Source organism: Oleiphilus sp. HI0043, from assembly GCF_001634935.1.
In genome coordinates this window covers 1-593 of the sequence record NZ_LWEY01000426.1, presented here as the reverse complement: position 1 = coordinate 593, position 593 = coordinate 1, and the positions used below count along the sequence as shown (strand labels likewise).

1 protein-coding gene is annotated in these 593 nt (G+C 46.2%); it reads left to right on the top strand.

The genetic code is table 11. The features are described 5' to 3' along the window. A partial coding sequence (locus A3729_RS05500) for a class I tRNA ligase family protein (protein ID WP_156497700.1) occupies positions 1–593 on the top strand: 593 nt, incomplete at both ends.

Sequence of the window (593 nt, the reverse complement as noted above, 5' to 3'; positions counted from 1 at the left end):
CGGCTTACCGATTGAACACAATGTCGAAAAGAAAAAAGGCAAGGCCGGCGTAAAAATAGACTACCCTGAGTTTCGTCAGGCCTGTCGTGACTACGCGGCTAAGCAGGTTGCAGGCCAGAAAGAAGACTTTATTCGTCTAGGTGTTCTGGGTGACTGGGATAAGCCTTACCTAACCATGGACTTTAAGTTTGAAGCCGATATTGTCAGAGCCTTGGGACAAATTATTGAAAACGGCCACTTGCAGAAAGGCTTTAAGCCGGTTTACTGGAGTGTTGTCGGTGGTTCTGCATTAGCTGAAGCAGAAGTTGAATATCAGGATAAGCAGTCAACAGCGATCGATGTTCGTTTTAATGTCGCCGACCAGACTGCTGTTTACGAGGCTTTCTCTGTTGATGCGCAAGATGTGCCTATGTCTGTTGTGATCTGGACGACCACGCCATGGACATTACCTTCTAACCAAGCGGTATCTTTAAACGCTGAATTAGAATATGCCTTGGTTAAGGCTGACGCGGGTAATGGCACTGAGCTACTTATCATGGCTGATGCTTTAGTTGATGATAATGCTGAGCGCTATGGTTTGGAGTCTTTTGAAG